The sequence below is a fragment of the Pseudomonas sp. UFMG81 genome (genome assembly GCF_015354575.1).
Taxonomy (GTDB): domain Bacteria; phylum Pseudomonadota; class Gammaproteobacteria; order Pseudomonadales; family Pseudomonadaceae; genus Aquipseudomonas.
Genome location: NZ_JACAFQ010000009.1, coordinates 1 through 17131, shown reverse-complemented (window position 1 = coordinate 17131; position 17131 = coordinate 1). Strand labels below are relative to the sequence as shown.

The window sequence follows — 17131 nt, the reverse complement described above, 5'->3', positions numbered from 1 at the left end:
CTCAGGCGGACTCACGCTCATGGGCCTCGCGGGCGAGGGTGAGCAAGAGCGCGCGCTCGTCGCGTTGGAGCTCACCCATCAGCGCGTTGCTCTGTTCCAGGTAATAGTGTTCACCGGTCTCATCCACCGACGCCTCGAGCGCTTCCAGGCGCAGGTGGAAGGGTTCGGCCAGGGCTTCGAAGCGCTCGGCATGACGTTGCCGAGCATAGTGCTGCCAGAACGGCCGCTGAGCCAGGGAATCGACCAGCACGTCCGTATTTTCCGCGGCCAGTACCGCTGCCCGGGCCCGTTTGAGATCACTGCTGGTGACACTGGCAAAACTCTCGTAATGCATGTCCGCCGGCTGCTCGGGAAGCTGCAGCGCCCCACTCAGGCGGATCCGGAAAAACAACCGAATCTCGATCTCATCGATCAATGCGATCTCCCTGCGCCCCAAGTCCTGGATATGCAGGGTGGCGAAACGATCGAGCTCATCCAGTCGAAACAATGCCCGACCGAGACTCACCAGGCGCCGCTCCACCAGGCTGCCAGGCCCTTCGAAGGTGGTCTGTTCGACCAGCACCGCCAGTTCCAACTGGCTCAAGGTCAGCAACAGGCGATCCTCGCACGTGCGCGGCCCACCGGCCTCGGCGAACAAGGCCATGCGCAAGGGCTCATGTTGCTCACATGCCTCGAGCATGCGCCATACACGGTGCTGGTAATGCTCGGGGTATTCGGCAAAGTCTTCGCTCTGGGCGAAGTCGCCCAGAAAACGGAACAGATCGTCGGCGTCGGTCTGCGCCTGCAAGCTTTCCCACAACGCCTCGTGACGGGCCCGCTCAGCGCCGCGTTGGCTACCCAGCCACAATTCGCGCACGGCAGTGTCGGCCGCCCCATGAGCCCCTGGGTGGCCTGGCGCCGCCTGCTGCAGCAATTGTTCACTGGCCTCGTCGAACGGGTTGTCATGCAAGCTCAAGCGTTGCAGGCGCAAACGCAAACTGTGCAGTTCCTCGCGCAAATGGCGAATGCTGTTGTCGCGCAGGTCGGTGATACCCCGCCACGACGACCGTCGCACCGGGTCCGGCACCGCCTCGAGGCTGGTTGCCCGCAGCAGCAGCCTGCGCAGGTGCCGTAGACCATTTACCGTTGGCGCCTGGCCGAGTGGGTTGTGGCTCAGGTCCAGGGTATGCAGCCGGGTCAAGGGGGCCAGCCGGGCATCGCCGGCGTCATCGAGGACAATCTGGTTGCCAGACAAGTGCAACTGCCGCAGTTGGGTCAACCGCTCGATACCAGGCGGGATGGCGCCCAGCCGGTTATCGCGCAGGTCGAGCTCGACCAGGTTACCGAAGCGTCCGAGAAAATCGGCGTCCACCTGTGCCAGGTCCATGTTGCGCAGGGCCAGGCGGCGGATATGAGAAAAGTCCACACCGGCTGGCAAAGGCGGGAGGCTTCCTACCCGTTCACCGTCGATTTCCAGGACAAAATCGCCACCGGCATTGGTCAGCTTGCGCCGCCAACTGCGCCGGATCAGATTGATCACGCGTTGTCGACGCAGATACACCAGCGGCCCACTGCCCGCATCACGCCAGGTGCGCAGATCCTGGCGCAACGCCCCAAGGTGCTGCTGCAAGAGGCTGTAATGATCCCACAGGCTCACGCCGCGGTTCATCAGCTCCAGCATATAAGCCTCCAGTTGCAGGCTGCTCAGGGTTGGGAAGACTTGCGCAATGCCCCGGCGAATCGCCTGGCGGCTGCTCTCCCCGCGCCCGCTCAGGGGGTAACCCACTCGGCCATCGGCGAACCTGCGGGGCGGGCGCAGGCCGCGACCAATCGGCACCATGCCGATCAGCACCGCAGCCTGCCGCCGATCGCTGCTTGCCCGCCTGGCCAGGGATTGCGCCAGCCCCCTTTCGTCCAGCGACGGGTCGCCCAACTGTCCTTTCTGCGTATCGTCCAGGCACCTCATCAAGACCTTCGTGAGGCTGTCCGTCGCTTGCGAAGGTTGGGCCGTCGCCCCCTGGTCGAGGCGATACCCCGCTCGCTCCCTGACGATGCATCGCACTTCGCTGGCCGACTCGCTGCCCTGCTCCGCCAGGAGCATGCCAGCAGCATTGCCTTCGCGCAGCTCCACCCGCACCGTCTCAGGCCAGGGCGCCATCCGCCCCAGCAGCGCCAAGGCGAGCCGCTCGGTATCGGCGGTCACCGCCTGCGCCAACTGCAAACCCGCAAAGGCACGGTCCACCCGCGTATCGTGCAAGTGCCAGCGGGCACGCTCCCCCAGCGCCAAGGGCAACCTGCCCTGCGCCAGCATGTTCTCGCGCGTCACACTGTCCAGCTCACCGACCAGCACCTCGGCCGCGTTCACGCTTAAACCCGGGAAGTCACGCCGCAACAAGGCGGCCGCCGGGCTGGCAACCACCTCGTGTTCAGCGAGGTAGCCTTCGAATGCCTCGCCGCGCAACGCCGGGAACTGCAGGTGCAGCGTATGCCGCTCGAAAGCGTCCAGCAGCCGCACCGGCGCTTCGGCGTTCTCCAGGTGCAGGCGGCGCAGCTGCGCTTCGTCGAAACCGGTAATCTGCAGCAATTGCTCCGCGCCGTCATCGGAAACGGCGGCCAGGCGCCGACTCAGGCGACGCAGCAACAGGCCCGCTCCCTGCCACTGTTGCGGACTCTCCAGTTCATGGCGCCAGCCGCCACTGCCATTGTGTTCGAGCCTGAGTGCCTGTGCCGTGCTGCGCAACGGATGATGGATGCGCCAGGTTTCGGTCGCGGGCTGGCGCGCCACGTGATAACTGCCGTCCGGCAGGCGCAGGCGCCACCCGCCCGCCACGAAGGCCTGATGCCCCAGCGCGGTGTCCGGGTCATGCACCCGATAGTCCTTGAGGTCAGCATGCGCCAGCTTCAGCGTGCCGCCTTCGGCGTGCAGCGGTACCAGCTCGTCGACGAAGGGCACGCGACGGGTAAGCCGCAGTGCCTCGCTACCGGCCTTGCCCACCACCACGCCGACGGCCAGGCTGCGCGCCACCTCGAACACGTGATCGAGCGCCCCCTGGCGATCGCCGCGCTGCCAGTCCTCGTACCCCTCGTAGAGTTGCTCGCCAATCTGCACCGCGGTCACCACCAACATCACCTCCCCCAACAGGGGTACGAACGTGCCGGCCAGCGCCAGCAAGTCCAGGCCGGCGGCAAGGGAAGCCTGCAACCGTTCGTGGCGGTCAGCCTGGTCTTCATCACCGGTTGGCACCGCCCACACCCGGGCGTCATCCAGCCACTTGTCGCGCTGCTGGCTGCCCAGATAAGCGAAAACAGGATCAGTGACCGGCAGATGCCGGCCATCGAGCTCCAGTGGCTTGCCCGGTTCCGTCGTGCTCAGCAAGCGCTTTAGGCCTGTGACGAATGCCGGCAGGTCGCGCGCGGCGATGAAGCGCCTGAACCAGCTGCTAAATGCACCGCGCCTCAGGCGTTGCGCCAGTGCCAGGTACAACGCGGCCCACGACTCGTGCCGGCTGAGCGGTTGCTGATCATCGCCGGGAAGCCACAGGATCACACCCTCCGGCGGTGCGCCCTGCGCCTTGGCCAACTCCAACGTCAGCACGCCCCGCACCGGCTTGCCCAACAGATACAACTGGCGTGCCGTGACTTGCCCTGGCACTGCGGGCACTACCGGGATCGACGCCATCAACGGCAACAGTTGCAGGTAACTGGCCTCGTCCAGCTCACCGCGCAAGGTGGCCACGCGCACGGCCACCTCGAACTGCGCCGCGAGATTTTCCGCCAATCGCTGCGTCGCCGACCCAGTCAGCAATCGCGCGTTCAACAGCCGCTGGTACTGGCCGCCAATATCCAACCGGCGCACCAGCCTGGTGAAGTCCTCGAAGCCAAGCGGCAGCCTGTTGCCCAGGGCATCGGCCAGGTGTGCGCGGCGAAAGATCGAGGGACGGGTCTCGTCTTCATGGTAGTTGTGCAGCGCGGCGCCCAGCAGGCTCTGGCGGGAATGGAAGGTGTGACGCGGCGCGGGCAGGTTGGGCGCTGCGGTCGGCAATTCGACGTCACGGGCGATGTGCACCCAACTGTGGCGCACAGCCACACCGCCTGCTCCGGCAGCCTGCAACGCAGGCTCGAGCAACCGCGCGGCAAAGGCATCCAGCGCGGGCAACCCTTCGAGCAGGCGCGCAACATCGGCCGCGCTGTCTTGTTCGCGTTGCAGCGCTCGGCGCAGGGCGGTCAGCCGATCAGCGCTGGCACCGTGCATCCAGGCCGGCAGGTGGCTGGCAATGAAAGCATCGATCGAATCATATGGGATGGGTATGTTCGCCATTGGTGTGAGCTCCTGGAATACAAAGGACCAGCAGCACACCACAGCGCAAACCCTGACCGTCGTTAACCCGCTACCACAGCCAGCAGGCATTCATTCGGTTTTCCGAACGAGGTGCAGCCATTCATTCGGAATACCGCACGAAACATCAACTGCCAATACCGTCAAAAAAGATTAATCCCCCGTGTTTTCGCGCCGTTATGATCAATGTCAGGGCTTGGCACGACTCATGCTCTACACTTGGTAGCCGAATGCACCCGCTTCAATGCGGTATTCGTTGAACGAAAGAGTCCGCCAACGGCTCCATAAAAAAAACAAACACGTCGAGGAAATTTTGATGCGCATCGTTCGTCAATTGCTGGGCGCCGCTATCGCGGCCGCTGTCATCGCATCGCCCGTCATGGCCGAAGAGCTGACCGGCACCCTGAAGAAGATCAAGGACTCCGGCACCATCACCCTGGGCCACCGCGACTCCTCCATCCCGTTCTCCTACCTCGCCGGCAAGCCGGAACCCGTGGGCTTCTCCCACGACATCCAGATCGCTGTGGTCGACGCCCTGAAAAAGCAACTGGGCACCGACATCAAGGTCAAGTACAACCTGGTCACCTCGCAAACCCGCATCCCGCTGGTGCAGAACGGCACCGTCGACCTTGAGTGCGGCTCCACCACCAACAACGTCGAGCGCCAGCAGCAGGTCGGTTTCTCGGTGGGCATCTTCGAAGTCGGCACTCGCCTGCTGACCAAGGTCAAAGACGGCCAGCCATCGTATAAAGACTTCGCCGACCTGGCCGGCAAGAACGTGGTGACCACCGCCGGTACCACCTCCGAGCGCATCCTCAAGGCGATGAACGCCGACAAGCAGATGAAGATGAACGTGATCTCGGCCAAAGACCACGGTGAAGCCTTCAACATGCTCGAAAGCGGCCGCGCCGTGGCCTTCATGATGGACGACGCCCTGCTGGCCGGTGAAATGGCCAAGGCCAAGAAGCCAGCCGACTGGGTCATCACCGGCACCCCGCAGTCGTACGAAATCTACGGCTGCATGGTGCGCAAGGACGACCCGGCCTTCAAGAAAGCGGTCGACGACGCCATCGTTGCCTACTTCAAGTCGGGTGAAGTCAACAAGAGCTACGACAAGTGGTTCCAGCAGCCGATCCCACCGAAAGGCCTGAACCTGAACTTCCCGATGAGCGACGAGCTGAAGAAGCTGATCGCCGAGCCGACCGACAAGGCCGCGGACGAGAAGAAGTCCTGATCCCAGGCAACTAGTGGCCTGGTGCGCAACGCGCACGTTTCGATCCGACAGGCCACTTTTTAGTGTCTAACCTTTACATCCGAGGGCGTCGAACGCCCCCGGATGTATCAAGGTGCCCGTGAAACAACCGTCTGAGGGGAAATCCCGATGAATTACAACTGGGACTGGGGCGTGTTCTTCAAGTCCACCGGCGTGGGCAGCGAAACCTATCTGGACTGGTATATCACCGGCCTGGGCTGGACCATCGCCATCGCCATCTCTGCCTGGATCATCGCCTTGCTGCTGGGCTCGCTGCTCGGCGTGATGCGCACCGTACCTAACCGCCTGGTGTCAGGGATCGCCACCGCCTACGTCGAGCTGTTCCGCAACGTGCCGCTGCTGGTGCAGCTGTTCATCTGGTACTTCCTGGTACCCGACCTGCTGCCCGAAGGCCTGCAGGAGTGGTTCAAGCAGGACCTCAACCCGACCACCTCGGCGCTGATCAGCGTGGTCATCTGCCTCGGCCTGTTCACCGCCGCCCGTGTCTGCGAACAAGTGCGCACCGGTATCCAGGCACTGCCCCGCGGCCAGGAAGCGGCCGGCCGGGCGATGGGCTTCAGCCTGCCGCAGATCTACATGAACGTGCTGCTGCCCCAGGCCTACCGGATCATCATTCCGCCGCTCACCTCGGAATTTTTGAACGTGTTCAAGAACTCCTCGGTGGCCTCCTTGATCGGCCTGATGGAGCTGCTGGCGCAGACCAAGCAGACTGCCGAATTCTCCGCCAACCTGTTCGAGGCGTTCACCCTCGCCACGCTGATCTACTTCACCCTGAACATGGGCCTGATGCTGCTCATGCGCATGGTCGAGAAGAAAGTTGCGGTACCTGGCCTGATCTCCGTGGGGGGCAAGTAAATGGACATGGATTTCAGCGAAATCATCCCGGCCCTGCCTGCCCTGTGGGACGGCATGGTGCTGACCCTGCAATTGATGGTCATGGGCGTCGTCGGCGGTATCGCGCTGGGCACGATCCTCGCCCTGATGCGCCTGTCGTCGAGCAAGCTGCTGGCGAACTTCGCCGGCGCCTACGTCAACTACTTCCGCTCCATCCCGCTGCTGCTGGTGATCACCTGGTTCTACCTGGCGGTGCCCTTCGTGCTGCGCTGGATCACCGGCGAAGACACCCCGGTGGGCGCGTTCACCTCCTGCGTCGTGGCCTTCATGATGTTCGAGGCGGCCTACTTCTGCGAAATCGTGCGTGCCGGCGTGCAGTCGATCTCCAAGGGCCAGATGGGCGCCGCCCAGGCGCTGGGCATGAGCTACGGCCAGTGCATGCGCCTGATCATCCTGCCCCAGGCGTTCCGCAAGATGACCCCGCTGCTGCTGCAGCAGAGCATCATCCTGTTCCAGGACACCTCGCTGGTGTACACCGTGGGCCTGATCGACTTCCTCAACTCGGCGCGCTCCAACGGCGACATCATCGGGCGCTCCCATGAGTTCCTGATCTTCGCCGGTGTCGTCTACTTCCTCATCAGCTTCTCCGCTTCCTGGCTGGTCAAGCGCCTGCAAAAAAGGATCACCGTATGATTTCCATCAAGAACGTCAACAAGTGGTACGGGGACTTCCAGGTGCTGACCGACTGCAGCACCGAGGTCAAGAAAGGTGAAGTGGTGGTGGTCTGCGGCCCGTCGGGCTCGGGCAAGTCCACGCTGATCAAGTGCGTCAACGCGCTGGAACCGTTCCAGAAGGGCGACATCGTGGTCGACGGCACCTCCATCGCCGACCCCAAGACCAACCTGCCCAAGCTGCGCTCGCGGGTTGGCATGGTGTTCCAGCATTTCGAGCTGTTCCCGCACCTGTCGATCACCGAGAACCTGACCATCGCCCAGCGCAAGGTGCTCGGCCGCAGCGAGGCCGAGGCCACCAAGAAAGGCCTGGCCCTGCTCGACCGCGTCGGCCTGGGCGCCCACGCCAAGAAGCACCCTGGCCAGCTGTCCGGCGGCCAGCAGCAGCGCGTGGCCATCGCCCGCGCCCTGTCGATGGACCCGATCGTAATGCTGTTCGACGAACCCACCTCGGCGCTGGACCCGGAAATGGTCAACGAAGTACTGGACGTGATGGTCGAACTGGCCCACGAAGGCATGACCATGATGTGCGTCACCCACGAGATGGGCTTCGCGCGCAAGGTCGCCAACCGGGTGATCTTCATGGACAAGGGCAACATCATCGAGGACTGCCAGAAGGAAGACTTCTTCGGCAACCCCGAAGGCCGCCACGAGCGCACCCAGCACTTCCTCAGCAAGATCCTGCAGCACTGATTGCGCCCCGCGTCCGCTGCCCTGTCGGCAGCGGACGCTGGTGGTGACAAGGCCACTGTGATGAAATGCGACCCTTCGCTTCTTCGCCCTGCCCAGCCCGCCGTGAAATCCCGCCTGATCCGCCAACTGCTGCTACCGCCCCTGGTCATCCTGCTGATGGTCGGCTTAGGGCTGGCCGGCTACATGATCAGCGAGAGCAACGGTATCCGCACCCTCAGCGAGAGCGGCGAGCGCGCGCTGGAACTGCACGCGCGCACGGTCGAGAGCGAAATCAGCAAGTACACCTACCTGCCCAGCCTGCTGGAGCTGGAAGACAGCGTCTCGCGCCTGCTCACCGACCCCGACGCCGGTGACCGCCAGGCCGTCAACGAATACCTCGAAGGCCTAAACCGGCGCAGCCGCAGCCGGGCGATCTTCGTCCTCGACACCAACGGCCGGGTACAAGCCACCAGCAACTGGCGCGATGCCGACTCGTTCCTGGGCGAGGACCTGGCCTTCCGCGCCTACTTCCAGACCGCCGTGCGCGGTGAGCCGGGGCGCTTCTACGGCATCGGCAGCACCACCGGCGAGGCCGGCTACTACCTGGCCCACGGCCTGGAGGAGCACGGCAAGATCATCGGCGTGGCGGTGATCAAGGTGCGCCTCGACACCCTGGAAGAGCGCTGGCAGCGCGCCCGCCTGGAGGCCTTCGTCAGCGACGAGAACGGCATCATCATCCTCTCCAGCGACCCGGCCCGGCGCCTGAAGTCGGTGCGCCCGCTCAACCCGCAGATCAAGGAGCGCCTGGCGCGCAGCCTGCAGTACTACTGGTGGCCGCTCAACGAGCTGCAACCGCTGGCCCGCGAAACCCTCGCCGACGGCGTGGAGAAACTCACCTTCCCGGCCAACAGCGAGACCGACAAGGGCAAACAGCGCGAGGTGGCCTACCTGGCCCAGACCCGGCGCCTGGCCGACACCCCCTGGCATTTCACCTTGCTCACCCCGTTGCAGGACCTGCGCCGTGAATCGATGGTGCAAGGCATCCTGGTCGGCGTTGCCTTCGCCCTGCTGACGATCCTGGCCATCGCCTGGAACGAACGGCGCAAGGTGATCGCCACTCGCCTGGCCGCCCGCGAGGCGCTGGAAGAAGCCAACAGCCAGCTTGAGCGCAAGATCACTGAGCGCACCGCCGATCTGCGCGCCAGCAACGAAAGGCTCAAAGGCCAGATCCGTGAGCGGCGCCACGCCGAACAAACCCTGCGTCAGGCCCAGGACGAGCTGGTGCAGGCCGGCAAGCTGGCGGCCATCGGCCAGATGTCCACCAGCATCGCCCACGAACTCAACCAGCCGCTGGCGGCACTGCGCACGCTGTCGGGCAATACCGTGCGCTTCCTCGAACGCGGTGCGCTGGAAACCGCCAGCGCCAACCTGCGCACCATGAACGACCTGATAGACCGCATGGGCCGTATCACCGCCAGCCTGCGCTCGTTCGCCCGGCGCGGCGACGACCGCGGCCAGGCCTCGCTGGACAAGGCCGTCGAGGCGACCCTGCAGGTGCTGGGTAATCGCATGAATGCCTGCCAGTTGCACCGCCAGTTCGACGACCAGTTGCTGGCCATCGACCAGACCCGCCTGGAGCAGATCCTGGTCAACCTGATCGGCAACGCCCTCGACGCCATGGCCACCCAGGCGCTGCCGCAGTTGTGGCTGGAAGGCGAAGCCCAGGGCGACAAATATCGCCTGCGGGTGCGCGACAACGGTCACGGGATCGACCCCGAAGCCCGCAAGCACCTGTTCGAACCCTTCTTCACCACCAAACCGGGCGAGCATGGCCTGGGCCTGGGCCTGACCTTGTCGGCCAGCCTGGCCACCGCCGCCAAGGGCACCCTGAGCGTCGAACACCCCGCCGGTGGCGGTACCGCGTTCGTCCTCGCCCTGCCCCTGGCCAATGCCCCCAGCGAAACGGTAGAACCCTCATGACCCAAGCGCCCCTCACCGTCCTGATCGTCGAAGACGACCCGCATGTGCTGCTCGGCTGCCAGCAGGCGCTGGCCCTGGAAGACATTGCCTGCGAAGGCGTCGGCAGCGCCGAGCAGGCGCTGGAGCGCATCGGCGATGACTTCGCCGGCATCGTCGTCAGCGACATCCGCCTGCCCGGCATCGATGGCCTGGAACTGCTCAACCGCCTCAAGGCCCGTGACCGCAGCCTGCCCGTGGTGCTGATCACCGGCCATGGCGATATCGACATGGCCGTCGGCGCCATGCGCAATGGCGCCTACGACTTCATGGAAAAGCCCTTCTCGCCCGAGCGCCTGGTCGACGTGGTGCGCCGCGCACTGGAGCAGCGCGGGCTGTCCCGCGAGGTGGTCGCCCTGCGCCGCCAGCTGGTCGAGCAGAGCAGCCTGGAGGGCCGCATCATCGGCCGCTCGCCGGCCATGGAGCAGCTGCGCGAACTGATCGCCAACGTCGCCGACACCTCGGCCAATGTGCTGATCGAAGGCGAAACCGGCACCGGCAAGGAGCTGGTCGCCCGCTGCCTGCACGACTTCAGCCGACGCCAGGGCCAGCCGTTCGTGGCACTGAACTGCGGCGGCCTGCCGGAGAACCTGTTCGAAAGCGAGATCTTCGGCCACGAGGCCAACGCCTTCACCGGCGCCGGCAAACGCCGCATCGGCAAGATCGAACACGCCAACGGCGGCACGCTGTTCCTCGACGAAGTGGAAAGCATGCCGATCAACCTGCAGATCAAGCTGCTGCGCGTGTTGCAGGAGCGCACCCTGGAGCGCCTCGGTTCGAACCAGAGCATCCCGGTGGACTGCCGGGTGATCGCCGCCACCAAGGCCGACCTCGACACCCTGGGCCAGAGCGGCCAGTTCCGCAGCGACCTGTACTACCGGCTCAACGTGGTCACGCTTGAGCTGCCGCCACTGCGCGAGCGCCGCGAGGATATCCTGCAACTGTTCGAACACTTCCTGCAGCAGTCGGCGCTACGCTTCGACCGCGAGGCGCCGGAGCTCGACAGCCAGACCCTGTCGCAACTGATGGCCCACGACTGGCCGGGCAACGTGCGCGAGCTGCGCAACGTCGCCGAGCGCCATGCGCTGGGCCTGCCGGCCTTCAAGAAAGGCCCCAGCGGCGGTGTCAGCCAGGGCCTGGGCTTCGCCGAGGCGGTGGAAGCGTTCGAGCGCAACCTGCTCGGCGAAGCGCTGCAACGCACCGGTGGCAACCTCAGCCAGGCCAGCCAGGAACTGGGCATGGCCAAGACCACGCTGTTCGACAAAGTGAAGAAATACGGCCTCGGCTGATCGTCAACCTCATCCTGGAAAAACAACGTGGACCTGGTATTCAAGGCAGCCCTGGGCGCCGGCGTGGTGGTGCTGCTGGCCATCCTGTCGAAGACCCGCAACTACTACATTGCAGGGTTGGTGCCGCTGTTCCCCACCTTCGCCCTCATCGCCCACTACATCGTCGGCAAGGGCCGCGGCATCGACGACCTGAAGACCACCATCCTGTTCGGGATGTGGTCGATCATTCCGTACTTCGTGTACCTGGCGACCTTGTATGTGCTGGTCGACCGCATGCGCCTGGAGACATCGCTGGCGCTGGCCACGGTGGCGTGGCTGATGGCGGCGACGGTGCTGGTGAGTGTGTGGGTGCGGATGCACTGACAGACGCCTGCTTCGCGCGATCCCTGTAGGAGCGGCCTTGTGCCGCGAATGGGTCGCGGAGCGGCCCCAGATTTCAGCGTCGAAACAAAAATCGCCGGGGCTGCTTTGCAGCCCTTTCGCGGCACAAGGCCGCTCCTACAAGGGCCATGCAACCAGGTCATGCCCCTCAAAGCCCGGCGATATGCGTCACATCCTGCCGATGCGATTGCAGGTATGGCAGTACCGCGCCCAACAACGGCTGCTTGAACGGCTCCTGGAAGCGATGCGCCAACCCCGGGATCAGCCGCAATTCGCTGCCCTGGATATGCGCCGCCAGGTGCACCCCATGCATCACCGGCAACAACGGGTCGGCGGTGCCATGCACCACCAGCGTCGGCACCCGCAGCTGATTCAACAGCGCCACCCGGCTCGGTTCGGCAAGGATCGCCATGATCTGGCGCTGCACGCCTTCGGGGTTGAACGCCCGGTCGTAGGACTGCTCTGCCTGCTTGAGCAATGCCGCGCGGTCATCCGCCACCTGTGGGCTGCCCAACGCCGCCAGCAAGTCAGCCTGCTGCTCGATCGCCACTGCACGGTTGGGCGCATCGCGCCGCGCCAGCAACTGCACCAGCGCCGGATTCGGCGCCGGCAAACCGGCCGCCCCCGAACTGGACATCACCAGCGTCAGGCTGCGTACCCGCTGCGGCGCCATGGCCGCGATGTGCTGGGCGATCATCCCCCCCATGCTCACCCCCAGCACATGGAACTGCCGGATCTGCAGCTCATCCATCAGGGCCAGGCCGTCACCGGCCATGTCGGTCAAGGTGTAGGGCGCCGAGACCGGCAGGCCCAACTTGTAGCGCATCACCTCGACGGTCAGGTTGGCCGAACCCGGCAGCTGGTTCCAGCGCGACAGGCCGACATCGCGGTTGTCGTAGCGGATCACCCGAAAGCCCTGGCGGCACAGCGCCTCGACCACGTCGTCCGGCCAGTGGATCAGCTGCCCGCCCAGGCCCATGACCAGCAACAACGCCGGATCGCGCGGCGCACCGACGCTCTGGTAGACCAGGCTCAGCTCACCCAGCTCGGCCCGTTGCACAGGCACCCGAGGGTTGCAGCGATCATCGGCAAAACCTGCCGAGGCGCTGATCAACAATAAAAAAAACAAAAATGCCCGCATGAAAGAAACACCAGAATGCAGATCCCCAGTAGAGCGCGAGTCTGATGAAATCCATTCGAGCGCGCTGCCACAAAACCGTGACAGTTTCGTGAACCTTGCCAGGCGGTCATTGCCACGGTGCAGTCGACAGCCCCAGGCAACATGAGGGAAACTCAACGCCATCCCGTTTCCCCCCAAGATTTGTTCACGGAGCCGCTGTGCTGGAAATCCGCCACCTGAAAACCCTTCATGCCCTGCGCGAGGCCGACAGCCTGGTGGAGGCCGCCGAGCGCCTGCACCTGACGCAGTCGGCGCTGTCGCACCAGTTCAAGGAGCTCGAAGAGCGCCTGGGCTTGGCGCTGTTCGTGCGCAAGACCAAGCCGATCCGCTTCACCAGCGCCGGCCTGCGCCTGCTGCAACTGGCTGACGCCACATTGCCGCTGCTGCGCGGCGCCGAACGCGACATTGCGCGCCTGGCCGGCGGCACCGCCGGGCGCCTGCACATGGCCATCGAATGCCACAGCTGCTTCCAGTGGCTGATGCCGACCATCGACCAATTCCGCGACGCCTGGCCGGAAGTGGAACTGGACCTGGCCTCGGGCTTCGCCTTCGCCCCGCTGCCGGCCCTGGCCCGTGGCGACCTCGACCTGGTGGTGACCTCCGACCCGGTGGATTTGGCCGGCATCACCTACGTGCCGCTGTTCACCTACGAAGCCATGCTCGCCGTGGCCAACCAGCACCCGCTGGCCAGCAAACCCTACATGGTGCCCCAGGACCTGCTCGACCAGACCCTGATCACCTACCCGGTGGAGCGCGACCGCCTGGACATCTTCACCCGCTTCCTGGAACCGGCCGACATCGAGCCGGCGGCCGTGCGCACCTCGGAGCTGACGGTGATGATGATGCAACTGGTGGCCAGCGGCCGTGGCGTGTGCGGCATGCCGCACTGGGCGCTGCACGAATACAGTTCGCGTGGCTACGTGAAGGGTAAGCGCCTGGGTGAGAAAGGCCTGTTCGCCACGCTCTACGCGGCGGTGCGCACCGACATGCTCGATGCACCGTACATGCGCGATTTCCTGCTGACCGCCAAGGACACCTCGTTCGCCACCCTCGACGGGGTCAGCGCGGTGCGTTGAGGCCTTCGCGCCACAGCGGCAGGATCAGGTCGCGAGTCAGCGGCGCCAGGTTCAGGCCTGGCGTTTCGCTGGCGGCCAGCCACACCACTTCCTCGATTTCCGCAGCCGGGGCTACGGCCTCGGCGCTGTCGACGCGAAACAGCTCGGCCTTGACCACGAAGCCCGGTTCATTGGCGGCCGGGGCGCTGAAACAGCCCAGGTGCGTGGCCTGCGCCGGGTCGATGTGCAACCCCAGTTCCTCGTGCAGCTCGCGCGCCAGCGCCTGCGCCGGTGATTCCCCCGCATCGATCTTGCCACCCGGCTGCATGAACGCCAGGGTGCCGCGCTTGCGCACCAGCAGGGTTCGGCCTTGCGGGTCGAGCAGCAGGGCGGCAGCGATGTGGATAGTGTTGGGCATGGGGCGGCCTTTGGCTTAACAAAGGGCGCAGGATACCTGATCGGGCCTCACCCTGAAGCTTGCACGTCACCTGTAGGAGCGCCCCGGCAAGGCCGCTCCTACAGCGTTCAGCGCTTGGCCTGGAAGCCGGCAAAGCGCTTGTTGAACCCGGCCACCCGCCCTTCCACCGTGGTCTTGCGCTGCTGCCCGGTATACACCGGGTGCGAGGCGCTGGACACATCCAGCGCCACGTAGGGGTAGGTCTGGCCATCGCTGTGCTGCTGGGTGCGGTCGGTCTCGACCGTCGAGCCGATCAGGAAAAACACATCGGCGGCGGTGTCGTGGAACAGCACGGGGCGATAGGCGGGGTGAATGCCTGCTTTCATGAGGGAACTCCTGGTGATCAATTTGATACTTTATAACATACATTATCGCGAATGATTTTCGATACCCATTTTTTCATTTTTCCCGCGCCGCCCCAGGCTGGCCACGGGCCGCACAACCGGGCTATGGTCGGGGTTCGCCCCAGGCCCTGAGCCTGACCGAGCCATTCGCAAGGACCCCGTATGAGCCTGTCACTTCTCAGTCGCTACGCCTTCTTCGCCGCCTGCGTGCTGTTCACCCTCGCCAGCCTGCCGTTCCTCGAACACGACTGGTTGTGGCCGTTCACGCTCACCACCGGCGTGCTCAGCCTGATCGGCGTGTTCGACCTGCTGCAGCAGCGCCACGCGGTGCGGCGCAACTACCCGATCCTCGGCAACATCCGCTACCTGGTCGAAGGCATCCGCCCAGAGATCCGCCAGTACCTGCTGGAAGCCGACAGCGACGCCCTGCCCTTCTCCCGCGCCCAGCGCTCGCTGGTCTACGCCCGGGCCAAGAACGAAGCCTCGGACAAACCCTTCGGCACCTTGATCGATGTGTACGAGTCGGGCTTCGAATTCATTGGCCATTCCATGCGCCCGGCGCCATTGGCCGACCCAGCGAGTTTCCGCGTCACCGTGGGCGGCCCGCAGTGCACCCAGCCGTACTCGGCGTCGATCTTCAATATTTCGGCCATGAGCTTCGGCTCGCTCAGTGCCAACGCCATCCGCGCCCTGAACAAAGGTGCCAAGCTCGGCAACTTCGCCCACGACACCGGCGAAGGCAGCATCAGCCCCTACCACCGCGAGCACGGCGGCGACCTGACCTGGGAACTGGGCAGCGGCTATTTCGGCTGCCGCACCCCTGACGGCCGTTTCGACCCCGAGCGCTTCGCCGCCCAGGCGCAGAACCCGCAGGTGCGGATGATCGAAATCAAGATGAGCCAGGGCGCCAAGCCCGGCCACGGCGGCATCCTGCCCAAGCACAAGGTCACCCAGGAAATCGCCGAGACCCGGGGCGTGCTGATGGGCGAGGACTGCATTTCGCCGTCGCGCCACAGCGCCTTCTCCACCCCCATCGAGATGATGCAGTTCATCGCCCAATTGCGTGAGCTGTCGGGCGGCAAGCCGGTGGGCTTCAAGTTCTGCCTGGGCCACCCGTGGGAGTTCATGGGCATCGCCAAGGCCATGCTGGAGACCGGTATCCTCCCCGACTTCATCGTGGTCGATGGCAAGGAAGGCGGCACCGGCGCAGCGCCGGTGGAGTTCACCGACCATATCGGCGTACCGCTGCGCGAGGGCCTGCTGTTCGTGCACAACACCCTGGTGGGCTTGAACCTGCGTGACAAGATCAAGCTGGGTGCCAGCGGCAAGATCGTCAGCGCCTTCGATATCGCCAGCGTGCTGGCCATTGGCGCCGACTGGGCCAACTCGGCGCGCGGGTTCATGTTCGCCATTGGTTGCATCCAGTCGCAGAGCTGCCACACCAACAAGTGCCCGACGGGCGTGGCCACCCAGGATGCCCTGCGCCAGCGCGCGCTGGTGGTGCCGGACAAGGCCCAGCGGGTGCTCAATTTCCACCACAACACCTTGCGTGCACTGGCCGAGATGTTGGCGGCGGCAGGGCTTGAGCACCCGGCGCAGCTGGAGGCCAAGCACCTGGTGCGGCGGATTTCAGCGACCGAGATCAAGTTGTTCTCGCAGATGCATGTGTTCCTCAAGCCGGGGGAGTTACTGACCGGTGAGGTGAATGGGCAGTTTTATTCGCGGATGTGGCAGTTGGCGCGGGCGGATAGTTTTGAGCCGCACAGTGAGGTGGCGGCTTGAGGGGGGCGGAGGCGCTGGATAGATTTTTCAAGATGATTGGGTAAAGGCGACCAGGTGTTTGGCGGAGTGTTGGGTGAGGGCTACCAGGTGCTTGCCGGTGCTTTTGCATCGCTCTTGAGATCGAGCGCCGCCCGCGCGGCGCATCGCTGGCAAGCCAGCTCCCACATCTGTTTCGGGCCAATCCATCCTGTAAGGTCTCCACTGTCCGCCTTGGTGCATGTCTTGAGTCATGTGGGGCGGCGGTAGCGCCCATGCAAAAACCGCGTCGTACAAACAGGGCGGACAGTGGAGATGGGCCAGGAGTAACTGGCCCGAAACAAATGTGGGAGCTGGCTTGCCAGCGATGCGCCGCGCGGGCGGCGCTCGATCTCAAGAGCGATGCAAGAACACCGGCAAGCACCTGGTCGCCCTGACGCGATAGCAAGCCAGGACCTCCAAACGCATCCCACCCACCCCGTAAGACATTTCCGAACCTGCAACCAAATGCTTCAGCCCAGAAGGCTTGGGAACTATCCTACGCACCTGCCGGAAGTTGCTGCATTGTCGGGGAAATCCCTCAGGGCTAACTTCACCGGGTCACCACATTGGGTGACCGGGTGTGAGAACCCGACCTGCACTGCCAAAGGCTTTCGCTTCATGGCAGCCATGCGCGGGCAGACTTCGGTCTGGCCGGCTTCAGTGCACCGGTTTCTCACCCCGCGTACGGCTGCCACCTTCATCCGTGAGAAAGATCGAGATGGCGGCTCCCGTCACGCACTGGAGTATCACCATGAAAAAAATCGTCCCCGACCCACCCCATTTC

Annotated in this window: 13 protein-coding genes; 9 read left to right on the top strand and 4 right to left on the bottom strand. The window is 64.7% G+C overall.

The window, feature by feature from the left end; genetic code table 11:
* Position 1: 1 nt before the first annotated feature.
* Positions 2–4297 (bottom strand): NEL-type E3 ubiquitin ligase domain-containing protein, encoded by a 4296-nt coding sequence (locus tag IX761_RS09170; RefSeq protein ID WP_194789281.1) that lies wholly within the window; start codon positions 4295–4297, stop codon positions 2–4.
* A 334-nt stretch (positions 4298–4631) separates the two neighbouring features.
* Here IX761_RS09170 and IX761_RS09165 point away from each other — a divergent pair, with 334 nt between their 5' ends.
* The 7 genes from IX761_RS09165 to IX761_RS09135 all read left to right on the top strand — a co-directional run bounded on the left by IX761_RS09165 (position 4632) and on the right by IX761_RS09135 (position 11493).
* Complete coding sequence (locus tag IX761_RS09165) at positions 4632–5549, top strand: glutamate/aspartate ABC transporter substrate-binding protein (RefSeq protein ID WP_194789280.1); 918 nt, start codon at positions 4632–4634, stop codon at positions 5547–5549.
* A gap of 147 nt (positions 5550–5696) precedes the next feature.
* On the top strand, positions 5697–6443 hold the full coding sequence (locus IX761_RS09160; protein WP_194789279.1) for an amino acid ABC transporter permease: 747 nt from the start codon (positions 5697–5699) through the stop codon (positions 6441–6443).
* Positions 6444–7115: an amino acid ABC transporter permease gene (locus IX761_RS09155; protein WP_194789278.1), complete on the top strand. Its 672-nt coding sequence runs from the start codon at positions 6444–6446 to the stop codon at positions 7113–7115.
* Positions 7112–7846 (top strand): amino acid ABC transporter ATP-binding protein, encoded by a 735-nt coding sequence (locus IX761_RS09150; protein WP_038706667.1) that lies wholly within the window; start codon positions 7112–7114, stop codon positions 7844–7846. The genes IX761_RS09155 and IX761_RS09150 overlap by 4 nt, the downstream gene beginning before the upstream one ends.
* A gap of 60 nt (positions 7847–7906) precedes the next feature.
* Positions 7907–9805 carry a sensor histidine kinase gene (locus IX761_RS09145; protein WP_194789277.1) on the top strand — a complete coding sequence of 633 codons (1899 nt, stop codon included), beginning with the start codon at positions 7907–7909 and terminating at the stop codon, positions 9803–9805.
* On the top strand, positions 9802–11130 hold the full coding sequence (locus IX761_RS09140; RefSeq protein WP_194789276.1) for a sigma-54-dependent transcriptional regulator: 1329 nt from the start codon (positions 9802–9804) through the stop codon (positions 11128–11130). The genes IX761_RS09145 and IX761_RS09140 overlap by 4 nt, the downstream gene beginning before the upstream one ends.
* A 27-nt stretch (positions 11131–11157) precedes the next feature.
* Complete coding sequence (locus IX761_RS09135) at positions 11158–11493, top strand: GlpM family protein (RefSeq protein ID WP_194789275.1); 336 nt, start codon at positions 11158–11160, stop codon at positions 11491–11493.
* Positions 11494–11659: 166 nt separating this feature from the next.
* On the opposite strand, the gene IX761_RS09130 is transcribed toward IX761_RS09135, so the two are convergent.
* A complete protein-coding gene (locus IX761_RS09130) occupies positions 11660–12652 on the bottom strand; it encodes an alpha/beta fold hydrolase (protein ID WP_194789274.1) in 993 nt (330 codons plus the stop codon).
* Positions 12653–12849: 197 nt separating this feature from the next.
* Between IX761_RS09130 and metR the strand changes: the two genes are divergently transcribed.
* Positions 12850–13767 (top strand): transcriptional regulator MetR, encoded by a 918-nt coding sequence (gene metR, locus IX761_RS09125; RefSeq protein ID WP_194789273.1) that lies wholly within the window; start codon positions 12850–12852, stop codon positions 13765–13767.
* On the opposite strand, the gene IX761_RS09120 is transcribed toward metR, so the two are convergent.
* Positions 13751–14164 carry an NUDIX hydrolase gene (locus IX761_RS09120; RefSeq protein ID WP_194789272.1) on the bottom strand — a complete coding sequence of 138 codons (414 nt, stop codon included), beginning with the start codon at positions 14162–14164 and terminating at the stop codon, positions 13751–13753. The two genes, metR and IX761_RS09120, sit on opposite strands and share 17 nt — an antisense overlap.
* Positions 14165–14271: 107 nt before the next feature.
* Entirely contained in the window at positions 14272–14529 is a 258-nt protein-coding gene (locus IX761_RS09115; RefSeq protein WP_194789271.1) for a type B 50S ribosomal protein L31, read from the bottom strand.
* Positions 14530–14709: 180 nt separating this feature from the next.
* On the opposite strand from IX761_RS09115, the gene IX761_RS09110 reads away from it, so the two are divergent.
* On the top strand, positions 14710–16329 hold the full coding sequence (locus tag IX761_RS09110) for an FMN-binding glutamate synthase family protein (protein WP_194789270.1): 1620 nt from the start codon (positions 14710–14712) through the stop codon (positions 16327–16329).
* The last annotated feature ends 802 nt before the right edge of the window (positions 16330–17131 follow it).